General features: G+C 67.6%; 12 protein-coding genes and 1 tRNA gene. 4 read left to right on the forward strand and 9 right to left on the reverse strand.

What is annotated here, in order from left to right; genetic code table 11:
• Nucleotides 1-55: 55 nt before the first annotated feature.
• Nucleotides 56-856, reverse strand: coding sequence for an undecaprenyl-diphosphate phosphatase (locus AC0CH8_RS02310; protein WP_465238513.1), 801 nt, complete (start codon nucleotides 854-856; stop codon nucleotides 56-58).
• Nucleotides 853-1,791: a complex I NDUFA9 subunit family protein gene (locus AC0CH8_RS02315; RefSeq protein WP_465238514.1), complete on the reverse strand. Its 939-nt coding sequence runs from the start codon at nucleotides 1,789-1,791 to the stop codon at nucleotides 853-855. The genes AC0CH8_RS02310 and AC0CH8_RS02315 overlap by 4 nt, the downstream gene beginning before the upstream one ends.
• A 122-nt stretch (nucleotides 1,792-1,913) precedes the next feature.
• On the opposite strand from AC0CH8_RS02315, the gene AC0CH8_RS02320 reads away from it, so the two are divergent.
• Both AC0CH8_RS02320 and AC0CH8_RS02325 read left to right on the forward strand, forming a co-directional pair.
• Nucleotides 1,914-2,000, forward strand: a tRNA-Leu gene (locus AC0CH8_RS02320).
• Between the two features lie 199 nt (nucleotides 2,001-2,199).
• Entirely contained in the window at nucleotides 2,200-2,553 is a 354-nt protein-coding gene (locus AC0CH8_RS02325) for a VOC family protein (protein WP_465238516.1), read from the forward strand.
• Nucleotides 2,554-2,613: 60 nt separating this feature from the next.
• Here AC0CH8_RS02325 and pepN read toward each other — a convergent pair whose 3' ends face one another.
• Nucleotides 2,614-5,211 (reverse strand): aminopeptidase N, encoded by a 2,598-nt coding sequence (gene pepN, locus AC0CH8_RS02330; RefSeq protein ID WP_465238517.1) that lies wholly within the window; start codon nucleotides 5,209-5,211, stop codon nucleotides 2,614-2,616.
• Nucleotides 5,212-5,309: 98 nt separating this feature from the next.
• Between pepN and AC0CH8_RS02335 the strand changes: the two genes are divergently transcribed.
• Entirely contained in the window at nucleotides 5,310-6,974 is a 1,665-nt protein-coding gene (locus AC0CH8_RS02335) for a M28 family peptidase (RefSeq protein ID WP_465238518.1), read from the forward strand.
• Nucleotides 6,971-7,795, forward strand: a complete 825-nt coding sequence (locus AC0CH8_RS02340) for a Rossmann-fold NAD(P)-binding domain-containing protein (RefSeq protein ID WP_465238519.1) — start codon at nucleotides 6,971-6,973, stop codon at nucleotides 7,793-7,795. Before AC0CH8_RS02335 ends, AC0CH8_RS02340 begins: the two co-directional genes overlap by 4 nt.
• Here AC0CH8_RS02340 and AC0CH8_RS02345 read toward each other — a convergent pair.
• The 6 genes from AC0CH8_RS02345 to AC0CH8_RS02370 all read right to left on the reverse strand — a co-directional run bounded on the left by AC0CH8_RS02345 (nucleotide 7,705) and on the right by AC0CH8_RS02370 (nucleotide 14,502).
• Nucleotides 7,705-8,625 (reverse strand): DMT family transporter, encoded by a 921-nt coding sequence (locus AC0CH8_RS02345; RefSeq protein WP_465238520.1) that lies wholly within the window; start codon nucleotides 8,623-8,625, stop codon nucleotides 7,705-7,707. The genes AC0CH8_RS02340 and AC0CH8_RS02345 overlap by 91 nt on opposite strands.
• Nucleotides 8,622-9,623: a threonine aldolase family protein gene (locus AC0CH8_RS02350; protein WP_465238521.1), complete on the reverse strand. Its 1,002-nt coding sequence runs from the start codon at nucleotides 9,621-9,623 to the stop codon at nucleotides 8,622-8,624. The genes AC0CH8_RS02345 and AC0CH8_RS02350 overlap by 4 nt, the downstream gene beginning before the upstream one ends.
• Before the next feature lie 89 nt (nucleotides 9,624-9,712).
• Entirely contained in the window at nucleotides 9,713-10,297 is a 585-nt protein-coding gene (locus AC0CH8_RS02355; RefSeq protein ID WP_465238522.1) for a hypothetical protein, read from the reverse strand.
• Between the two features lie 146 nt (nucleotides 10,298-10,443).
• Nucleotides 10,444-12,609: a transglycosylase domain-containing protein gene (locus AC0CH8_RS02360; protein ID WP_465238523.1), complete on the reverse strand. Its 2,166-nt coding sequence runs from the start codon at nucleotides 12,607-12,609 to the stop codon at nucleotides 10,444-10,446.
• A 206-nt stretch (nucleotides 12,610-12,815) separates the two neighbouring features.
• The gene (locus tag AC0CH8_RS02365; RefSeq protein WP_465238524.1) at nucleotides 12,816-13,748 is read right to left on the reverse strand and encodes a Gfo/Idh/MocA family protein; all 933 of its coding nucleotides are present in this window, start codon (nucleotides 13,746-13,748) and stop codon (nucleotides 12,816-12,818) included.
• A gap of 22 nt (nucleotides 13,749-13,770) precedes the next feature.
• Complete coding sequence (locus AC0CH8_RS02370; RefSeq protein ID WP_465238724.1) at nucleotides 13,771-14,502, reverse strand: FadR/GntR family transcriptional regulator; 732 nt, start codon at nucleotides 14,500-14,502, stop codon at nucleotides 13,771-13,773.
• Between the last annotated feature and the right edge of the window lie 78 nt (nucleotides 14,503-14,580).

Consider the following 14,580-nt stretch of genomic DNA (forward strand, 5'->3'; position numbering starts at 1 on the left):
AGGCTAAGAATGATGTCGCTCCGCCAGAAGCGGTGGAAAGGGTATATAATCGGCCCTAATGGACGTTGAGAGCTATCAGCGCGACCCCGCCGGCAACAATGCGATACCACGCGAACGGCGCGAAGCCATGTTTCGTCACTAGCGCCATGAACCCCTTCACGACCACGAGCGCCACGAGGAACGACACGACGAAGCCGACGCCGATCAGTTGCAGGCTGCCGGACGTGATCGCGTCGCGATGCTTGACCATCTGCAACACGGTCGCGCCCGTCAGCGTCGGCAACGCGAGGAAGAAGCTGAACTCGGCGGCCGTACGCCGCTCGATCCCCAGCGTCATCGCACCCATGATCGTCGCGCCCGACCGGCTGACACCCGGAATCATAGCGATGCACTGGACGAGACCGATGCGTAGCGAATCGAACCACGACACGCCGGCGATGCCGCCGGTCTTGTAGGTCTTGGCCAGTCGCTCGACGATCAGGATCGCGACGCCGCCGACGATGAGCGCCCAGGCGATGACCGTCGCATTCTCCAGCAGCGCCTCGATCCGGTCGTTGATCGCGAACCCCAGCACCGCCGCCGGCAGGAACGCGATCAGCAGGTTGCGGACGAACGCCACCGAATTGGGCTCGCGCCGGAACAGGCCCTGCAACACCGCGAGGAACGTCCGCCAGTACAGGACGACGATCGCTAGGATCGCGCCCGGCTGAATGGCGATGTTGAACACGGACCAGCGCGCCGCGTCGAAGCCCAGCAATTCCGTCGCCAGCACGAGGTGTCCCGTCGACGACACGGGCAAGAATTCGGTGACCCCCTCGACGATGCCGAGGATGATCGCAACCAGCCAGTCGCTCAAAGCGCCTGTTCCATGCGGCGGCCGAAGCGGCCCTGCTTGCGGAAGCGGACGAGCCATTCGGGCGCGACCGCGGCCATCGGCGTGGCATCGATGCCCAACGCGGCCAGCCCGTCCTCACCGCTCACGACATTGGCGCGCCCCAGCATCAGCCACTGGTCCCAGGTGATCGGTGCGCCGGGCAGGAAGCCGGCGCGCGCGATTGCGGCCCCGACCATGTCCGGCAACTCCAAAATGGTCGGCGACCGGCCGATCGCATCGGCGATCCAGCGAATGAGGTTGCCCATCGTGATGACGTCCGGCCCACCCAGCTCCAAAGTGCGGCCGGCGAAGCTGCCGGGCGACGCGACGGCGGCACGGATCGCCTCGCCGACATCGGCCGCGAACACCGGCTGGAACTTGGTGCCCGTCCGCAGCACGGGGACGATCGGCGCGACGGCGATCATGCCCGCGAAACGGTTCACGAAATTATCCTCGCGGCCGAACACGATCGACGGGCGCAGGATCGTGGCGTTCGCGAATGCCTCTCGCACCGCGACCTCGCCATTGCCCTTCGACCGGCCATAGCGCGACGCCGATTCGGGATCGGCCCCGATCGCGGAGACATGGACCAGCGTCTCAACACCAGCCTTGGCAGCGGCATCGGCGATCGTCCGCGCACCATCGACATGCGCGCGCTCGAAATCACCCGCCAGCACGCCGACGAGGTTCACGACGGCGTCGGCACCCTGCACGGCGCGCAGCACGGTTTCGGGACGGTTGATGTCCGCCGCGACGAACTGCGTCTGCCCCAGCGCCCCCTGCGGCTTCAGGTACCAGGCCTGCCGCGGATCGCGCTGCGCGATGCGGACGCGTGCGCCGGCCCGGAGCAGCGCCTGCGCGGCATAGCGGCCGACGAAACCGCCGCCTCCGATCAGCGTCACCAGCTTGTTCTTCATGTCCGCATACCGTCCCTGCTGCCGGCCCAAGGACCGGCGATTGGCGTCGCGAAGCCTTTGCCGTTTGGGATGCCTGTTGACAAGGCTCCGTCGCCCCCCCTAAAGGCCGCCGCCTACCCCGTGCCCAGATGGCGGAATTGGTAGACGCACCAGCTTCAGGTGCTGGCGATCGCAAGGTCGTGGAGGTTCGAGTCCTCTTCTGGGCACCATTTTTTCCGGGCTACTCGCCGTCCGGAAGGCGTTAGAGCGATGAGATGGCTGTGCCTGCGCGTCAACGTGGCCGAAATCCCGATCTCGCTCCCGCCTCCTCTGCCGCCGTCTCAGCCGGGTGAAGCGTCAGCAGCGATCGGCGTTGTCGGCGGACACACGTCGGGTTAGCGTCGCGCAGAGGCTGATCGGCGAGACGCGATGAACATCCAGGGTGTGTATGCGGTAGCGAGCGTGGCTGATCTGGCCGGCGCAGAGGAGTGGTATACGGCGTTGTTGGGCCGCCCCGCGGACGACCACCCCATGCCGATCCTGACGCAGTGGCGGAACATCGGCACGGCCGGTATCCAGCTCATGGTCGATGCGGAGAAAGCCGGCGGGTCGATCATCACCCTCGTGACGCCAGATATCGAACGAGAAAAGAGCAGGCTCGCAGATCTGGGCCTCGATCTCGGGCCAATCAGCCGCGGTGACTTCGGCGCGATCGCCGAGATCGCAGACCGGGACGGCAACAGGATCATCATCGCCGAGCCGCCCAAGGGCTTCACGGGTTGACCCTCATCATGCGGCCCCGCTCCTCTCCGGCGGAGGAGGAGGCGTTCGACGCGCCTACGTTCAGCCGTCGAGGCTTTTCGAAGCCTGTTCGAACAGATCCTTCGACAGCCCAGGCTGCGCGACGATGCGTTCAAGCTGTTCGCGCATCAGGGCGGCGCGGTCCTCGTCAAAACGGCGCCAGCGGCCGAGCGGGGGGAGCAGCTTCGCGGCGGTTTGCGGATTCAGCCGGTCGAGCGCGATCAACTGGTCGGCCAGGAAGCGATAGCCCGCCCCGTCGGGGCGGTTGAACGCGCGCTGGTTGACGCCGAAGGCGCCGACCAGCGATCGCGCGCGATTGGGGTTGGCGAGGGTGAAGTCGGGATGCTCCGCCAGCGCCGCCACGGTCGCGGCGGCATCGTCGCGCGACGACAGCGCCTGCGTCTGGAACCACTTGTCCAGCACCAGCGGATTGTCGGCATAGCGGTTGTAGAAGATGTCGAGTGCGGCGATCCGCAAATCGTCGTCGCTGCTGACGAGAGTCGTCAGCGCCGCCTGACGATCGGTCATATTGTCCGCGACCTCGAACTGGCGGAAGGCCAGCGTCGCGGCGTCGGGGACGCCCGCGGCGGCAAGATAGCCGAGCGCGACGTTGCGAAGCCTGCGCTTGCCCTTCTCCTCCGGCGAATAAACGTAGGGAGTCTGCGGAGCCTGCGCATAGGCGGTGCGCCAGCGATCCTCCAACCGGCGGCCGAGATCGCGGCGCAGCGCCTCGCGGGCGCGGAAGATCGCTTCCGGATCGACGCTGGACAGCTGATCGCCCACGAACGCCTCGGACGGCAGCAGCACCGCTTCCGCCACGAACGCGCGATCGAGTTCGGGATTGTCGAGCGTGTCCGCCACGGCGGCGATCGCCGCCTCGTGATCCGCGCGGCCCTCGACGGCACCGGCGACCAGTGTATCGAGCATTAGCTGCTGCATCGCCTCGTACCGGGCGAAGGGATCGTCGTCGTGGCGCGACAGGAAAGCGAGATCGGCGGGGCTCCGATCGCTTTCGATCACGACGGGCGCGGAGAAGCCGCGGTTGATCGACAGCACGGGCCGCTCCGTCACCGCCTCGAACACGATCGTCTCCGAATTGCTGTCGAGCAGGACGAGCCGTTCGTCGGTAAGCGGCCGGCCGGTCTCGGCCCCGAACAGGCGGATCTTGAGCGGGAGCAGCATCGACTGCTTCACCGGCTGGCCGGGGGTCGGCGGCACCCGCTGGCCGAGGCGCAGCGTCGCGCGGCCACCACCGGGCTGATGCTCCAGACTGGCGGAGACGCGGGGGGTGCCCGCCTGGCTGTACCAGAGGCGGAATTGCGTCAGGTCCTTACCCGACGCTTCCTCCATGCACGCCACGAAATCCTCGCAGGTGGCGGCCGTGCCGTCGAAGCGGTCGAAATACAGGTCGGTGGCGGCGCGGAAGGCGGTCGGCCCCAGGATGGTCGCCATCATCCGGATCAGTTCCGCGCCCTTGTTGTAGATGGTCGCGGTGTAGAAGTTGCTGATCTCCTGATACTCGTCCGGGCGGACCGAATGCGCGAGCGGCCCCGAATCCTCCGGAAACTGCGCCGCGCGCAGGCCGCGCACATCCTCGATCCGCTTCACCGCGGCCGATCCCTGATCGGCGGAGAAGCCCTGATCGCGGTAGACGGTGAAGCCCTCCTTCAGCGACAACTGGAACCAGTCGCGGCAGGTGACGCGATTGCCCGACCAGTTGTGGAAATATTCGTGCGCCACGACGGCGGCGATGCCGTCATAATCGTAATCGGTCGCGGTGTCGGGATCGGCGAGGATGTAGCGGCTGTTGAAAATATTCAGCCCCTTGTTCTCCATCGCGCCGAAGTTGAAGTCGTCGACCGCGACGATGTTGAACACGTCGAGGTCATATTCGCGGCCATAGACGCGCTCGTCCCACGCCATCGACAGCTTCAAAGCGTGGAGCGCATGGTCGGTGCGCGGCAGGTCGGCGGCACGGACCCAGATGCCGAGTTCGACGGTGCGGCCCGATGCCGTCACGAAGCTGCCACGATTGACCTGGAGATCGCCCGCGACGAGCGCGAACAGGTAGCTGGGCTTGGGGAAGGGATCGTTCCACTCGGCCCAGTGCCGACCATCCTCGGCGTCGCCCTTCGCAACGGGATCGCCGTTCGCGAGCAGGACGGGGAAGCGCGCCCTGTCCGCCGTCAGGCGCACCGAATAGCGGCTGAGCACGTCGGGGCGATCGGGGAAGAAGGTGATGCGGCGGAACCCCTCCGCCTCGCACTGGGTGCAGATGTTTCCGCCGCTGGCGTACAGGCCCATCAACTGCGTGTTGCGGTCGGGGGCGATCTCCACCTCCGTCTCGATGCTGTGCGCGTCGCCCAACAGCGGGATGACGAGCTGGTTGTCCTCGACCCGCCAATCGTTAACCGCAACCCCGTCGACGACGACGGATAGTGGTGTTTGGCCAGCCCCGTCGAGGCGCAGCGGCTCCGAATGGGCGCCATTGCGCAGCACCGACAGCGTCGCATGGACGCGGGTGGCGGCGGGATCGATATCGAACGCCAGCCGCGTATCGGGCACCAGCCACGCGGGCGGGCGGTAATCTTCGCGACGGATCACCAAAGGCGGCTGGGCGACGGCGTGCTGGATATCCATGACACCGGTATATGTCGCCCCGGGCAAGCGTGCCAGCGACTTGCGCGGACCCATCGCCGTGGTAGGCGCGCTAGGTTATCTTTAGAGGGTTCAACAGGATGCACCACAGGATCGCCGCGCTTGCCGCGCTGACCGTTTCCGCCGCGGCCATCGCGCAGGAGACGCCCGCACCGGCCCCCGCCACGCTGTCTGCGAAGGAGGCGAATGCGCGGATTACCGCGCCGCTGCCCGCGGATCAGGCGGCGATGAAGGCGCACGTCATGTTCCTGGCGAGCGACGCGATGCGCGGTCGCGAGGCGGGCAGCCCGGAATACGACATCGCTGCCGAGTATGTGGCGGCGCAATTCTATGCCGCCGGGCTGAAGCCGGGCGGCGACGAGGGCGGATTCCTGCAAAAGGTGCCTTTGGTCAGCTACAAGGCGGCCGGACAGGGCAGCGCGGTGTGGACGCCGGCCGGCGGCCAGCCGCAAACCTTGGTGTTCGGGGAGGATTACGTCCCCGCCGCCAATCCGGCGAAAGCGGAGACGAGCGTGTCCGCGCCGGTGGTGTTCGTCGGCTACGGCCTCGACGCGCCGACGCTGGGGCAGACCGATTATCGCGGCGTCGACGTGCGCGGCAAGGTCGTCGCGTTCGTGGCGGGCGCGCCCGCGTCGCTGGGCGGCGAGGAGCGCGCGTTCCTGGGCTCCCCCGCGGCCAAGCAGAAGTTCGCGGCGGCGCGCGGGGCGATCGGCGCGATCCAGATCGGCGGCGGGCGGTACGGCACGGTGCGGTCGCTGGCGCAGGGGTATGACCGGGCGCGGATGACGTGGGCGCGGCCGGACGGCAGCGGCTTCGTCGACAGTGCCGGCACGCCGATGCTGGCGACGTTGAGCCCCGAGGGCGCAGCGAAGCTGTTCGGGAAGACCTGGGCCGGGATCGCGGCGGAGATGGGCAAGACCGCGCCGAAGTTCCGGCCGCTGATGGCCACCGGCACGCTGACGGTCGCGACGAAGACGACGCTGACGCCCGCGGCGAGCAGCAACGTCATCGGCATGATCCCCGGCAGCGACCCGAAAGTCGGCAAGGAAGTGGTCGTGCTGTCGTCGCATCTCGACCATCTGGGCGTTGGGCGCGCGGTGAACGGCGATACGATCTACAACGGCGCGTTGGACGACGCGGTGGGAATCGCCAGCCTGATCGAGGAAGCCAAGCGCTTTACGGCGAGCGGCACGCCGCCCAAGCGCACGATCCTGTTCATGGCGGTGACGGCGGAGGAGAAGGGGCTGATCGGCTCCGACTATTTCGCGAACCATCCGACCTTGCCGAAGGCGAACATCGTCGCCGATGTGAACCTCGACATGCCGATGCTGCTGTACACATTCGAGGACATGGTCGTGTACGGCGCGGAGCGGTCGACGCTGGGACCCATCGTGCGCCGTGCGGTCGAGTCAGCGGGCGTCGTGCTGTCGCCCGATCCGCTGCCGGAGCAGGGCATCTTCGTCCGGTCCGATCACTTCCGCTTCGTGCAGCAGGGTATTCCGGCGGTGTTCCTCTGGCCGGGGGCGAAGGGGCCGGGCAAGGCCGCGATCGACGACTTCATGGCCAATCGGTATCACAAGCCCGGCGACGACCTGACGCAGCCTATCCTGTGGGATCAGGGCGTGCGCTTCGTCGACATCAACTATCGCATCGCGCGCGAGATCGCCGACGGGCCGCAGCGGCCGGTTTGGAACAAGGGTGATTATTTCGGCACGCTCTACAAGGGGCCGATGGCAGCGAAATGAGCCGGCTGCTGATCTTCGGCATGGGGTACACCGCGAACGCGCTGGCGGCGCGGTTGCGGACCGCAGGCTGGCGCGTGACCGGCACGACCCGCGACGGACGCGGCGATACGCTGCGCTTTGACGACCGGGATGCCGTGCTGGCGGAGATGGCGGCGGCGACGCATATCCTGTCGTCGGTGCCACCAGAGGGCGAGGACGATCCCGTGCTGGCAGCGTATGACGTGCAGGCGCGGTGGGTTGGGTATCTGTCGTCCACCGGCGTCTACGGCGATACCGGCGGCGCGTGGGTGGACGAAAGCGCGCCGACCGGCGGCGGGCGGCGCAAGGCGCGCGCGGCGGCGGATGGAGCGTGGCTGGCGCGGGGCGCGCACATATTTCGCTTGCCGGGCATCTATGGGCTGGGCCGCTCGCCGCTCGACAAGGTGCGGGACGGTTCGGCCCACCGGGTCGACACGGGCGGCGTGTTCAGCCGGGTGCATGTCGACGACATCGTCGCCGGCGTGATCGCCGCCTTCGATGCGCCGCCGGGGGCGTACAATCTGTCCGACGACCTGCCCTGTTCGCAGAATGCGGTGGTCGAGTACGCCGCCGAACTGCTCGGCCTGGCGCCGCCGCCGTTCGTGCCGGTCGACAGCCTGTCGCCCATGGCGCGCGGTTTCCACGCCGAGAACCGGCGGGTGGCGAATGCGAAGGCGAAGCGGGTGCTCGGCTGGCGGCCCGTCTATCCGGATTACCGGTTCGGCCTGCGCGCGCTCAGCGCAATGACCAGCCCGACGCCCGCCAGCGCCGCGCCAGCGCCCGCCAGCAGGGACCAGCGATAGCCCTCGAACAGGGTCGACAGCAGCATGGCGATGACGGGGACGATGACGCTGGAATAGGCGGCCTTGGCCGGCCCGATCGTCCGCAGCACGCCGTAATAGAGCGGAAACGCCAGCGCCGACGCGAAGATGCCGAGATACAGGATGCCGGCGATATAGGCCGGGCGCACCTCGAACACCGGCGGTCCCGTGGTGATCCACGCGAAGATCCCGTCCAGCCCCGCGCCGATCAGCATCGCCGCCGCCAGCGTCGGCAGCATCGGATAGCGCTTGGCCGTCGGCGTCGCCTGCAACACATTCGCCGCCGATGCCGACAGGATCGCGCACAGGGTCCAGCCGATGCCGGCAACCGTCGTCGCGGTGCCGTTCGGGTCGGCGCGTGCCTCATGCAGGAACAGCAGCGAGACGCCCGCCATCGCCACTGCGGACCCCGCCGCGAGCTGTCGCCCCATGCGCTGTCCGAGGAAGACACGCGACAGCAACGCGTTCGGCACCAGCAGCAGCGCGAACACCACGGCGACCAGACCGGAGGTGATGAAATGCTCCGCCCGGTAGACGAAGTTGAAATTCAGCACGAACTGGAGGACGCCCAGCACCGTGGCGAAGGCGAGCCCACCCGCGCCGATGCGAAAGCTCTGCCGCCGGAACGCGGCCCAGCCGGCCATCGCCAGCCCGGCGACGATGAAGCGGTACGTCACCGACCAGCTGGCGGGCACGACCGCGATCTGATCGCGGATGACGAGCCACGTCGATCCCCAGATCAGCGTGACGATCGCGAAGGGGACGAGGACGCTGGCGCGGGTCGAGCGGGGGCGCTCCCCCGACAGGCTCACAAGCCGGCGATCGCGGTGGCGAGGGCGGCGATATGGTCCGGGTTCGTGTCCCAAGCGGTGACGAGGCGAACCTCCCCCGGTGCCCAGTCGTAGAAGTCGAACCCGGCGGCCCGGAGAGCGGTCGCTTCGTCGGGCGTCGCGCGCAGGAACACTTCGTTGGCCTGCACCGGATGCACCAGCCGGTCGCCCGCCGCCGCGGCAAGGCGCGCGGCCCCGGCATTGGCGGCGCGGCCATTGTCCAGCCACAGGTCCTGTTCGAGCATCGCGAGGATTTGCGCGGCGAGGTAGCGACCCTTCGACAGCAGCAGCCCGGCGCGCTTGCGACGGCGCAATGTCGCGTCGTGATGCGCGGCGTCGAAGAAGACCAGCGCCTCCGCGCTCATCGCGCCGTTCTTGACGAATCCGAACGACAGCGCCTCCACGCCCGCCCGCCACGTCACGTCGGCGGGGGAGCAGCCGACGCCGGCGACGGCGTTGGCGAAGCGTGCGCCGTCCATGTGGAAGCGCCAGCCGCGCGCGCGGCACAGGTCGCCGATGGCGGCCACTTCGTCGGGGCGGTAGACGAGGCCGTATTCGGTGGCGTTGGTGATCGAGACGGCATGCGGCTGGACGCGGTGGACGTCGTTGGCCACGGCATCCGCGACGGCGGCGATGTCGGCCGGCGTCAGCTTCGCGCCGACGCCCTCCGCCAGCATCAGCTTCGCACCGTGCGTGTAGAATTCGGGCGCGCCGCCCTCGTCGTTCTGGATGTGCGCGTCGCGGTGGCAGATAACGCCGCCATAGGGCGGGCAGAACGCCGCGAGCGCGAGGCAGTTGGCAGCGGTGCCGGTCGGCACCCAGATCGCGCGCGCCTCGGTTTCGAACAGTTCCGACAGCCGCGCATCCAGCGACCTCGACCAGCGATCGCCGTCATAAGCGGTGTCGAGCACGTCGACATCGGCCATCGCGGCCATGACGCGCGGGTGAACGGGGGCGGCATTGTCGGAGAAGAAGCGCATGCGCAGCCGGTTGGACCGGCGTGTCGGGGGCCGTCAAGACACGATCATCGGATGGCGGCTCCCCCTTGACGGCGAAAGCGATCGAAGCGTTACAGGTGGAAGATGAACGATAGCATATTTCCGGCTTGGTGGGCCGCCGGGATCGGCCGCTTCAGCGAAACGCCTGCTGAGCTGCTTTCGGCGACGACGTACGGGGCCCCGTGGATCATGACCGCGCCGCGACTGGAGCGGAGGATTTCGCTGACCTTTGCCGTAACCTTGTATTCCCGGAAGTTATTCACCCCGCGAAGCTTGGGCGAGTAGCCGCTCGCGACGAAGGCGTTCCATGCCGCGTCTACACGCAGGGCGAAAGAAACCCACTCGGCCGGTGCGGCCGACGGTGAATGCACCTGTATGGCTTCGGTGCCCTTATGGCTGGGATGACACGTCTTGTAGCTTTCGGCTTTTTGCCAGTCGCCCGCTTTACCGGGAGCCAACTGCGTGCCCGAGCAATATGACACCCGACCGATGCCGCCGCATTCCAACTTGTCAGGATCGCTCGTCACGAGCTTTGCGCCGTTTTCCAATGCTTCTTGGTGCGTTAGCCCGACAGAAACCGGAAGTTCCGACTCGCTGATGGTTATCATGTGACGAGCGCAGCTGCCGCAGACAAAATAATGCCGGTAAAGCGCCATTCTTCTCACCCTCAATAACCAGGGTTGACGATACGCTCTTCCATTCTGGTTTGGCAAGACGGCGAAGAGCTACAAGTAAGTCATCGTGGCGACTGGAACTCGGACTTTCGGATGCTTGCCCAGTATTTCAGCGGCATGGCATCTGCTTAGAACCCGCCTTGATCCTCGCCACCGTCCTCTTCATCGGGCGGCGAGCGGCGGTCTTCGCGACCGGAGGGGTCCCGATTACGCCGATCTCCGCGTGGGCCGCCTTGAGAGCCGCCACGGGGGCCGACGGTGATCGAGCCGTCGGGTGCGCGGCGGACCTCCAGCCCCATCTGGTCGAGCTGCTCGGTGGCGCGGTCGAGTGCCTGTGGGACGATGTCGCCGATCTCGTTGCCGAACATACCGCCGATACCGTCCACCGTGTTGCCGTCGATCGTCACTTCCTCGTCAGGCGTCTCCACGACGATCGGCGCGATGTTCAGCGCGTCCTGCATGAAGCTGCGCCAGATGCGTGCCGGTACGGTGCCGCCGTGCAGGCCGGGATTGGGCGAGTTGTCGTCATTGCCCACCCAGACGCCGACGACCAGATCGCCTGCGAAGCCGATGAACCATGCGTCGCGGCTGTCCTGCGACGTCCCCGTCTTGCCATAGCTCTTGATGCTCAGCACGGCTTCCTTGCCGGTGCCACGGATCGAGGAATTGAGCAGCGACAGCATCTGCTCACGCTGCTGCGCCGGGATTTCACGTGTGCCGCCGGTCAGTTGCTCGTACCAATTCTTGTCGTCCTTGGTATCGACGCCGCGCGGCGACACCGGATAGCGTCCGTTGGCGATGCCGGCATAGGCAGCGGTCAGTTCCAGCAGCGACACCTCCGAAGTGCCAAGGCCGATCGTCGCCTCGTTCGCGATCGGGGTGGAGATGCCGAGATCGCGCGCCGCCTTGATGACGTTCTTGACGCCGACCTCCTGCGTCAGCCGCGCGGCGGCGACGTTGGACGATCGGGCGAAAGCGCGCGCGAGGCTGATCTCGCCCAGATAGCGGCCGTCGTCGTTTTTCGGTTTCCATCCCGCGATCTCGACCGGGCTGTCGTCGACGGTTGACGAGGTAGTCATGCCGGCGCGGATCGCGGCGAGGTATACGAACAGCTTGAACGTCGATCCCGGCTGGCGGCGGGCCTGTGTCGCGCGGTTGAAGGGGCTTTTCCCGTAATCGCGGCCACCGACCAGCGCGACGACACGGCCGTCCGGGTGCATCGCGACGAGCGCTGCCTGTGCCTGACGCAAGCCGGCAGAGCGAATGGAGCGTTCGGCGATCCGCTGCATCCGGCGGTCGAGCGTCGTCTTGACGGTCGTCTCGGACTGCACCTCGCCCGCGCTGTCGCGCGCGGCGGGGAGGACCCAGTCGGCGAAATAGGTACCGCTGGGCAGCGCCCCCGCCTGCCGCGGCAGCACGCGCTGCGGCTGCACCGCCTGCGCCTGCGCGTGCGTCAGAAAGCCCGCGTCTTCCATCGCGCCGACCACGACCATCTCTCGGGCGCGGGCGCCCTTCAGATTCACGGTCGGGGCAAGGCGCGAGGGCGCCTTGACGAGGCCCGCGAGCATCGCCGCCTGACCGATGTTCAGCGCCTGCGGCGTACGGCCGAAATAATGCTTCGATGCGGCGGTGATGCCGTAGACATTGTCGCCGAAATACACGTTCGAGAGGTATCGCGACAGGATCTCGTCCTTGGTCAGCCAAGCCTCCAGCCAGAACGCGATCATCGCTTCGCGCAGCTTGCGCGTGGCGGTGCGGTCGGAATCGAGGAAGGCGTTCTTCGCCAGCTGCTGCGTAATCGTGCTGCCGCCCTGACGCACGCCGCCGGAGCCGACGTTCGCCCACGCCGCGCGCGCGATGCCGCGCGGATCGATGCCCCAGTGCGAATAGAAGCGCCGATCCTCGATCGCCAGAAACGCCTCGCGGACGTGACCGGGCAGCTTGGCGGCGTCAACCGGCGCGCCGATCACTGCACCGCGCCGCGCGATCGGGGTGCCGTCCTCTGCGGTCAGCGTGATCGAAGGCGGCGTTGGCGGCTTCAGCGATTGCGACAGCGGCGCGGTGATCGCGAGCCAGCCGATCGCGACGACCAGCAGCACCAGCGCCGCCGCCATGCCGCGCACGATCCAGCGCCCCCAGCGGATGCTGCCCCAGCGAATGCCGCGCCGAGGCGGCTCCGGCGGTTCGGGCGGCGGCGTCCACTGGCCGCCGGTCGGATAGGGCGGCGGCGTATCGCCGTCCCGCCAGGGTCGTGAACCGCTGAGCGCGTAGGGATCATAGGGGTCGGGGCGCATCGGCGGGTTCCAGGACACGGCCGCTGTCATACAGGGCTAGGACACCCGGCGCAATGACGCCGGTCGAAGCAGGTTTTGGGCGGAAAATCCTCCGCTGCAAGCGGACGTAGCGGTCCGCAGGGCTGACGGAGGGGTGAGACGGCCGGCGTGGACACCCCTCCGGCGCTTCGCGCCACCTCCCCTTTCGGGGGAGGATCGAGCGAACCTCAGAACTCGAAAGGGTCGGCCACGACGCGGTGAGCGACGAGGTAAGCGTCCGCCACCAGTTGCAGCGGGCGCAGGTCGACGTCGCGACCGGCACTGGGGACCAGCTCGGCGAAGCGGGCGTAGAGCCGCGGATACTCACCCTCGTCGATACCGCCACCCTCGGTCGCGCCCTCGCCGTCGATCGACAGTGTCTTGCCACCGTCGCGCAGCGTCAGCGTGCCAGCGGTCGTCTCCACGACGATATCCCACGACTGAGGGCCGGTCTGGAGGAAGTCGAGGTCGACGCGGCCCGGCGCGCCGTTGCCGCAGCGCATCTGCACGGTCGCGGCGATCGGCGACTCGCGGCCGTCGGGCACGTGCAGGGCACCGCTCTCTACCGACAGCTCGGTCGGCAAAATTTTCGTGACGATCGACAGGGCGTTGATGCCGGGATCGAACACGCCGAACCCGCCCGGCCCCAGGATCCAGTCCTGACCGGGATGCCAGACGCGGATGTCCTCGCGCCACGAGATCGCGACCGCCGTCACCTGCTTGTTCGCGAGCCAGTCGCGCGCAGCATCGACGCCCGACGCCTCCCGCGAATGCCATGTCGCGAACAGCGTCACGCCGGCATCCGCTGCCAGCCGCTCCAGCGCGACGACTTCGGAGACGGTGGCACCCGGCGGCTTCTCGATCATCACGTGCTTGCCCGCGGCGATCGCGGCACGGACGATGTCGCTGCGTCCGCCCGGCGGCGTGCAGATCGACACGGCGTCGAGATCGGGAACGCCCGCCAGCATATCCTCGATCGTCGCGAAGCTGGCGATGCCGTCGACGCTGGCATGGCGGCTGGCGGCAGCGACCAGATCGAAATGCGGGTTGGCGGCGATAGCGGGCAGATGCTGGTCGCGGGCGATCTTGCCGACGCCGACGATCCCGAGCCGGATAGTCATGAAGTCACGTTCCTTGTTACAGTCATTCGCGCTGGTCGGTATCTCGCTCGATCAGCTGGAGGACGTCGTCGATCAGCTTCGCCATCGCAGATCGCGCCGCGGTGGCATCGCCGGCCTGGATCGCGTCGGCGACCGCGGCATGATCCGCGATGCTGGCGCTTCTCCCGCTGATGCGATTGGTGAAACGGATCGACGTGCGCAAGGCCGTCGAGACGACTTCGCGAAATTGTACGAAGAATGGATTGTTCGACGCACGCAGGATGGCGACGTGGAAGGCGATATCGGCGTCCAGCGTGTCGTCGTCGCCCATTTCAGCATCGCGCATCCGGTCCAGCCCCGCGGCGATCGCCGCGCGCTGCTCCGCCGTCGCGCGATGCGCAGCGAGCCATGCCGCCTGCGGCTCGACGCCGATGCGCAGCTCGTTGAAGCGGCGTAGCAGCACGATCGAGGATTTGCGTTCGAGGAGCCAGCGCAGCACGTCTGTGTCGAACAGGTTCCACTGCTCGTCCGGCTGCACGAACGTGCCCTGTTTCGGGCGCGCGCCTAGCAGGCCCTTCGCGCCGAGCATCTTCACCGCCTCGCGCGTGACCGAACGGCTGACGCCGTGCAGCTTCACCAGCTCCGCCTCTGTCGGAAAGGCGCGGCCGCGATATTCGCCGACCACGATCGATCGGCCCAGAACCTCGAGCAGACCGAACGTCAGGTTGCGGCCGAGCTGGCCCCGAACCTGCAATCCGCCCTCCCCGCCAACCATGTCGCCGGTCACGTCATCCTCCCCGATGTTTGCGTGCAGCATGGCGAAGGTTTCCGCCCTCGACAAGTCCGAACGATC

This window comes from Sphingomonas sp. AC435 (genome assembly GCF_979253005.1).